Origin of the sequence: Thalassospira alkalitolerans (assembly GCF_002115745.1) — a bacterium.
GTDB lineage: Bacteria > Pseudomonadota > Alphaproteobacteria > Rhodospirillales > Thalassospiraceae > Thalassospira > Thalassospira alkalitolerans.
On sequence record NZ_JFKB01000039.1, the window covers coordinates 1 to 5,983 of the forward strand.

General features: G+C 53.9%; 7 protein-coding genes. 2 read left to right on the plus strand and 5 right to left on the minus strand.

Annotated elements, in window-relative coordinates; all coding sequences use genetic code 11:
* Positions 1 to 148 precede the first annotated feature (148 nt).
* Positions 149 to 403 carry a hypothetical protein gene (locus tag TALK_RS21705; RefSeq protein ID WP_085621257.1) on the minus strand — a complete coding sequence of 85 codons (255 nt, stop codon included), beginning with the start codon at positions 401 to 403 and terminating at the stop codon, positions 149 to 151.
* A gap of 133 nt (positions 404 to 536) precedes the next feature.
* On the opposite strand from TALK_RS21705, the gene TALK_RS21710 reads away from it, so the two are divergent.
* A complete protein-coding gene (locus TALK_RS21710; RefSeq protein WP_085621262.1) occupies positions 537 to 1,406 on the plus strand; it encodes a LysR family transcriptional regulator in 870 nt (289 codons plus the stop codon).
* A 151-nt stretch (positions 1,407 to 1,557) separates the two neighbouring features.
* Here TALK_RS21710 and TALK_RS22230 read toward each other — a convergent pair whose 3' ends face one another.
* Positions 1,558 to 1,938: a DUF1127 domain-containing protein gene (locus TALK_RS22230; protein WP_085621258.1), complete on the minus strand. Its 381-nt coding sequence runs from the start codon at positions 1,936 to 1,938 to the stop codon at positions 1,558 to 1,560.
* Between TALK_RS22230 and TALK_RS21720 the strand changes: the two genes are divergently transcribed.
* Positions 1,937 to 2,812 (plus strand): LysR family transcriptional regulator, encoded by an 876-nt coding sequence (locus TALK_RS21720; RefSeq protein WP_085621259.1) that lies wholly within the window; start codon positions 1,937 to 1,939, stop codon positions 2,810 to 2,812. The two genes, TALK_RS22230 and TALK_RS21720, sit on opposite strands and share 2 nt — an antisense overlap.
* Before the next feature lie 31 nt (positions 2,813 to 2,843).
* Here the strand turns inward: TALK_RS21720 and TALK_RS21725 are convergent, their stop codons facing one another.
* Genes TALK_RS21725 through TALK_RS21735 form a run of 3 tightly spaced genes read right to left on the minus strand, consistent with a single transcriptional unit; the run spans position 2,844 to position 5,602 of the window.
* Positions 2,844 to 3,908, minus strand: a complete 1,065-nt coding sequence (locus tag TALK_RS21725) for a nickel/cobalt transporter (RefSeq protein ID WP_245830078.1) — start codon at positions 3,906 to 3,908, stop codon at positions 2,844 to 2,846.
* Complete coding sequence (locus tag TALK_RS21730; protein WP_245830077.1) at positions 3,856 to 4,545, minus strand: DUF1007 family protein; 690 nt, start codon at positions 4,543 to 4,545, stop codon at positions 3,856 to 3,858. The genes TALK_RS21725 and TALK_RS21730 overlap by 53 nt, the downstream gene beginning before the upstream one ends.
* The gene (locus TALK_RS21735; RefSeq protein ID WP_139833912.1) at positions 4,508 to 5,602 is read right to left on the minus strand and encodes a zinc ABC transporter substrate-binding protein; all 1,095 of its coding nucleotides are present in this window, start codon (positions 5,600 to 5,602) and stop codon (positions 4,508 to 4,510) included. The genes TALK_RS21730 and TALK_RS21735 overlap by 38 nt, the downstream gene beginning before the upstream one ends.
* Between the last annotated feature and the right edge of the window lie 381 nt (positions 5,603 to 5,983).

Below are 5,983 nucleotides of genomic sequence, written 5' to 3' on the forward strand. Positions count from 1 at the left end.
AATGTTGTCAATGAATGTAAACAACACCTAGAGTTCTGACTCCCGGTCCTGACCCTAAATAGATATGCCACAGCCCCTAATGCAAAAGAGCCCCGATAACGGAGCTCTTTTAGCGTTTTCTTGGTGGTGCGAATGGGGGCGTGATGGCCTACATTTTGGTAATGCGCGTGACATACCAGCGATGGCCGTCAAATTTGCGTTCAAGCCCGATATCAAGCAGTTGTTCATCATTTAGCGTCGCCAGAACTTCACGGTGGTTTTTGCGTTTGCGGGCTTCAACCGAATAATGGGTGATCTTGCTGATCAGGTTGCCAAATGGCAAACGGTTGGCCGTCGGATCGGGTGCGATATCAAACGGGGCGGCGTGGTGCGGAACATGATGCTGTGCGACGTGATGTGCCATAACGGCCTCCTGATGATCGGGTGTGTCTATCCTTTGATGCCGTGATCCTCTCATATGCAAAATAAAACGGGAATTTGGTTGTTTTGCATAGTTAATGTGCAAAAATGATCGGATCAAAAAAGGACCTGATCAAATGAACTGGAACGACCTGCGTTATTTCCTGATCCTTGCTGAAGAAGGCAGCCTTTCTGGGGCGGCACGGCGCCTGCGCAAGGAGCATACAACCGTCGCGCGCCGGATAGAGGCATTGGAAGATGCGTTGGGGACCAAGCTGTTTGATCGGTTGCCGCGCGGTTGGCAATTAACCCTTGCCGGGCAAAACCTTGTACCTGTGGCCGAACGGGTCGAAGAAGAAGCCCTTAGTTTTGAACGTTTGGCCAAGGGGGATGAAGCCGCCCATGGTGTGGTGCGGATTTCTGTGCCACCCGTAGCGGGCCGGGTGTTGTTTGCACCGCGTCTGGCACAGCTTTTGACCGCGCATAAGGGGCTTGAATTCGAAGTCATCGGTGCGTCCAATGTTGTCAATCTGGCCCGGCGCGAAGCCGACATTGCCGTGCGCATGATCGCACCGCATGAACCGGGGCTGATTACCCGAAAATTGGTCGAACTGGGCGTCGGGCTTTATGCTGCGTCGGGATATGTTGATCGGGTTCGCGAAGAAGACTGGGAATTTTGTGGTTACGAAGATACCACTTACGGGGCGTCGAAAAAGGACTGGGTGCGTAAACTGATGGGCCGCGAATTGCCCTGTCGTTTTCGGGCCGATGATACGGAATCCGTCCGTCAGTTCATTGCCGCCGGGCACGGGGTGGGTGTTTTGCCGCGCTATCTGGCCGATGGTGACAGCCGTCTTGATTTAATCCGGGCGGATACCACGGGCGAAAGCCGTGAAACGGCATGGATGGTGGTTCACCCCGATATGCGCCGATCCCCCGGTGTGCGTCTGGTCATGGATGCCCTGATCAAGGCGGCCGATAGTATTTCTGACGAATTTCAGGTGTGATCTTTCAAACAAAAAGAGACCCCCAAAAGGGGATCTCTTTTGCGGCCTGAGGGAGGCACATATCAAAGCGTGTCGATTGCCGGTCGATTGTAAAGACCTTGAAACTCAGGGTCACAGGCCTTTGTATCGGGTGGCCGCTTTGATCTCGGGGTTAGTTTCTTTCACATATGCTGCCATCAAACGACCGTTCCAGTCCGATATCGCGCAGCTGAGAATCGTTCAGCCGCAAAATGGCCCGGCGGCTTTGATGGTGTTTATAGGCCGCGATCAGGCGACCAAAGGCTGCCATCAACAGATTTCCGGTGCGGGCTGATTTTGAACCAAGTGCCTGTTGGATGCCGTTTTGGCAGGCGGTGGTGTGTGTGATGCTGATATGTCCTCTCATCATCCGGTCTCCTTGATCAAGGGTGGTTTTTGTCTGTGAACGGACTTTCTCATGCGCATAAAAATTACGTAATATGGATAAAATGCGATATACTTGTGCAAATTTGCGCAGGTTGGGCAAGTCAGGATAAGGTAAGGCAGGCATCATGAACTGGAATGATTTGCGGTATTTCGTCGTGCTGGCCGCCGAAGGCACGTTATCGGGTGCCGCCCGCCGCCTTAAAAAGGATCACACCACGGTTGCGCGCCGGATTGAGGCTTTGGAACAGGATCTTGGATCGCGGTTGTTTGATCGGTTGGCGACCGGTTGGTCCCTGACCGAGGCCGGATCAAACCTTGTGCCGGTTGCCGCCAAGATCGAAGACGATGTTCTAGCCTTTGAACGACAGGCGCATGGCGATGAAACCGCCTATGGTGTGGTGCGGATTGCGGTGCCGCCTGCGGCGGGGCGGCTGTTGTTTGCCCCGCATTTGGCCGAGGTTCTGAAAGACCAGAAACATCTGCAATATGAAATACTGGGGTCCAGTGTGGTGGCCAATCTGGCGCGCCGCGAAGCCGATGTGGCGGTGCGGATGGTGCAGCCGGATCAGAACGGGTTGGTGGTGCGTAAATTGACCACTCTGCGTTTGGGCATCTATGCGATCAGGGGATATTGCGATGTTACACCGGCCAAAGACTGGGAATTTTGCGGTGACGAGCGAAGCTCTGTCGGGGAAAAGCAACAGAATTGGGTCTGGCAAAAACTGGACCGTGAATTGCCTGTTCGGGTGCGCGCCGATGATACGGAAACCGTGCGATCCTTTATTGCAGCGGGATATGGGCTTGGCATCTTGCCGCGCTATATCGGCGACGAGGACCGCCGCCTTGAACTGATTGTCAGTGATGAGGATTGCGATATCAGCAAACCGGTCTGGATGGTTGTCCACCCCGATATCCGGCGGTCGCCAGCCGTGCGGATGGTGATGGATGCGCTGATTCAGGCAACCCGGAACATCAACCCGGAATACAAGCACGACTTATAATGCGGTCCGATATATGCCGGTTTGCGGCGGGTTACAACCAGCCTAGTTGACGGGCTGATGATAACAACAACATCACACCAAACAATGTGATCAATCCCGCACCGCCCAATCCGACCCCGCGCCGAAGCAAACCCGATGTGGTTTCCGACAGGCTGAACATATGTTGAGTGCCGGTGCGAATGCCAATTGCGGCAAGACCGATCAGGCTAATGGTCAATGCCACACCGGCCGCCATGGCAAAGGCCGATGCAATGCCAATCAGGAATAACCCATTGGCCAGCGTAAATAACAGAACAAGGATCGACCCGGTACAGGGCCGCAGGCCGACAACGATGCCCCCGGCAATCATTTGCCAGCGGCTTTTTCGGGCGGCATCCTGTTCGTGTGACGGGGCATCGTCATGGTGATGGTGGTCATGGTGATGGTCATGGGGCTGTTCGGGGCTGTGGTCGTGGTGATCATGGTTGTGAGAGTGATCATGATCATGTCCGCCATGATCACAACAATCATCGCGGCCCTGCAAAATACGAAGGCACATCACCATCCCCAATCCGGCAATCAGGGCATAGGATATGGCTTCAAGGATCAACCCGTTCTGGGTGATCGCCGCCGGGCCAAGGTTAAGGATCAGCGTCAAAGACCCGACAAGGACAATGGCGGTGGTCGCCTGAACGCCTGCGATCAGGCTGCCCATGGCAACACCCTGTTTCCATCCGGCATCACGTGACAGGAAATAGGTGGTGGTGACCATCTTGCCATGGCCGGGGCCTGCGGCGTGAAATACGCCATAGGCAAAGGACAGCGCAATGATCGTCAATCCCGGCCACCATGCATCGCCGGTTTTGGCACTGCGCAGCGTCGCGGTCATCTGACGGTTCAGCTTTGTCTGGATGATGACGAGCTGACCAACGATATCGGATAACCAGTCGGGCAGGGTGATCAGGTTGTTTGCGCGCTCATCTGTGCCGGGGTTTTCGGTATCTGCCGGGGTGTCAGCCGTCACGCCGCGCCCCAGAAGATTGCCTGATTGCGCCAGTGCCGGATTATTGGACAGAAAGAAGATCGTCGCCAGCAAGGCCATGATCAGAACCGGCATTCGCCAGGTCGTGCTGGCAAACAAGGTCGGCACGGATTGGCGAAACCAGATCGAAATAGATGCGGTTCTTGTCATCTTCGCTCATTTCGTAATGGCACTTGGTTTTGGTGTTGCCGCGAAACAGGATCGGATCGACTTCTGTGAAGGCAACATCAATATAGAATTCCGCATCATAGACCGATAACGCGATGTTATCCTTGGTCGGATCAAGCGGTTCATTAAGCATCAGGGTGAAATCATAGCTGACCCGGCGATCATCGGTAATATCAGCCTTGAAATCCTTGGCCCCCTTAAACGAGACCAGTTTTTCGTTGGTCCGCAAATGGGTTAGCCAGGAAACATCGGCAAGGGCGACAAAGGCATTGTCATGAACGGCGGTGTTTTCCTGATCGAAAAAGCGCAGATCGTGGTTTTCATCAAACTCGTCAATCAGGGTCATGCTGAAAAGATCGTCAAACAGCCAATGGATCGTGATTGCGGTGATTTTGTCGTTTTCAAAGACCATCTGGGCATCGGCATCGATCCAGACATGGGGATGGGCAAAGGCCGGCATGCCCGATCCCGCCCAAAGGGCGGTCACAAGCATACCGGCACAAAGATTACGAACCCGAAAGGCAATCTGCCAAGGCCGCGACATTCTGTTTAAGGATTTCCTGATAGGCATCCGGGCCTGCATCAATGTCAGCGCCCAACGGATCAAGAGTTCCGATATGGGCGCCGGTATCAGCGACCACGGCCTCGACAATTGCCGGGCGGAATTGCGGCTCGGCAAAGACGCAAACAGCGCCGCTTTCGCGGATTTTATCTTCGATTTCATGCAGGCGCCGGGCTCCGGGCTTTTGTTCCGGGGAAACCGTGATCGAACCGACCGCATTCAGATCAAATCCTGCTTCGAGATATTGATAGGCATCATGAAACACGACAAAGGATTTATTGCGGACCGGTGCAAGCTGGTTATCCAGATCATTCCCAAGTGCTGCAAGGCTGGCAAGTAACTTTTTCAAATTTTCTTGATAGGTCGCCCGATGATCGGGGTCAATTTCGCCCAGTTCGTCGGCAATCGCTTTGGCAATGGACGCACCATTGGCGGGATCCAGCCAGATATGGGGATCGATGCCATCTTCGTGTTCATGTTCTTCATGCTCATGCGCATCATGTTCATCGTGATCATCATGTGCGGCAGTGGCATGATCGTGGTCATCATCGTCATGATGCGCGTCGTGATCCGCGTCGTCATGGTCGTGATCATGGTCATGATCGTCAGCATGATCATGGTCATCGTCATCGTGGCCTCCATGGTCATGGCTGTGGGCTTCCCATGCACCGCCTTCGCGCATATGACGCAGGGCAAGACCGGAAATATCGACCAGTTCCAATTGATGGGCATTGCCCGAAAGGCTTTCCAGCGGCTTTTCAAGAAAACCCTCAAGCGCATGTGACACATAGATCACCAGATCGGCGTCCTGAAGGGCGCGGGCTTCGCTTGGCCGTAGCGAATAGGCATGCGGCGATGCGGCACCATCAATCAGCAATGTTGGCGTGCCAACATCTTTCATGATGGCGCTGGCAATGCCGTGGATCGGCTTGATTGAAACCACAACCGATGGGGCATCGGCGGCATAGGCCGACGCAGGCAGGCCAAACAAAGCAGAAGCCAAAAGAAGACGGCGAAACAGTGAGGGTGATTTGAGCATCATTCAATCCGGTGTGCGAGGGGGAGGGGCGTTTGAGTTGGTTATCATGTGTTATGTTATATCATAACATCCCGTCAAGCGAAATTATGCCCGGTTTGCAAGGGCCGGGGGAAAATCCATCTGGAATCGGCGCGGAAATGGGGATACCGACAAAGAGTGCTGATCGTGGGCCGAGGGTGCGGATTTCAGCAAGGAGATAATTATGGCGGCACACCTTATAATCTTTTGACCGGGGGCCAATATTAATCCGAATCATTAGGGTCAGGACCCATTAATTTGTTTGAAATGGTCAATCAGATTTGTGCGGATACGCGAAGCAAAACCGCAGGAAGATATTTATCTTTCAAGGTATTGCGACAAAGTAGCCCGTGCAAATCCGAT

Bases quoted from the DNA above. Each gene is read 5' to 3' on its own strand.
- TALK_RS21735 (WP_139833912.1), bottom strand. From the start codon at position 5,602: ATGCTCAAATCACCCTCACTGTTTCGCCGTCTTCTTTTGGCTTCTGCT.
- TALK_RS22230 (WP_085621258.1), bottom strand. From the start codon at position 1,938: ATGATGCCTGCCTTACCTTATCCTGACTTGCCCAACCTGCGCAAATTT.
- TALK_RS21720 (WP_085621259.1), top strand. From the start codon at position 1,937: ATGAACTGGAATGATTTGCGGTATTTCGTCGTGCTGGCCGCCGAAGGC.
- TALK_RS21705 (WP_085621257.1), bottom strand. From the start codon at position 403: ATGGCACATCACGTCGCACAGCATCATGTTCCGCACCACGCCGCCCCG.
- TALK_RS21710 (WP_085621262.1), top strand. From the start codon at position 537: ATGAACTGGAACGACCTGCGTTATTTCCTGATCCTTGCTGAAGAAGGC.
- TALK_RS21730 (WP_245830077.1), bottom strand. From the start codon at position 4,545: ATGTCGCGGCCTTGGCAGATTGCCTTTCGGGTTCGTAATCTTTGTGCC.
- TALK_RS21725 (WP_245830078.1), bottom strand. From the start codon at position 3,908: ATGCCGGTTCTGATCATGGCCTTGCTGGCGACGATCTTCTTTCTGTCC.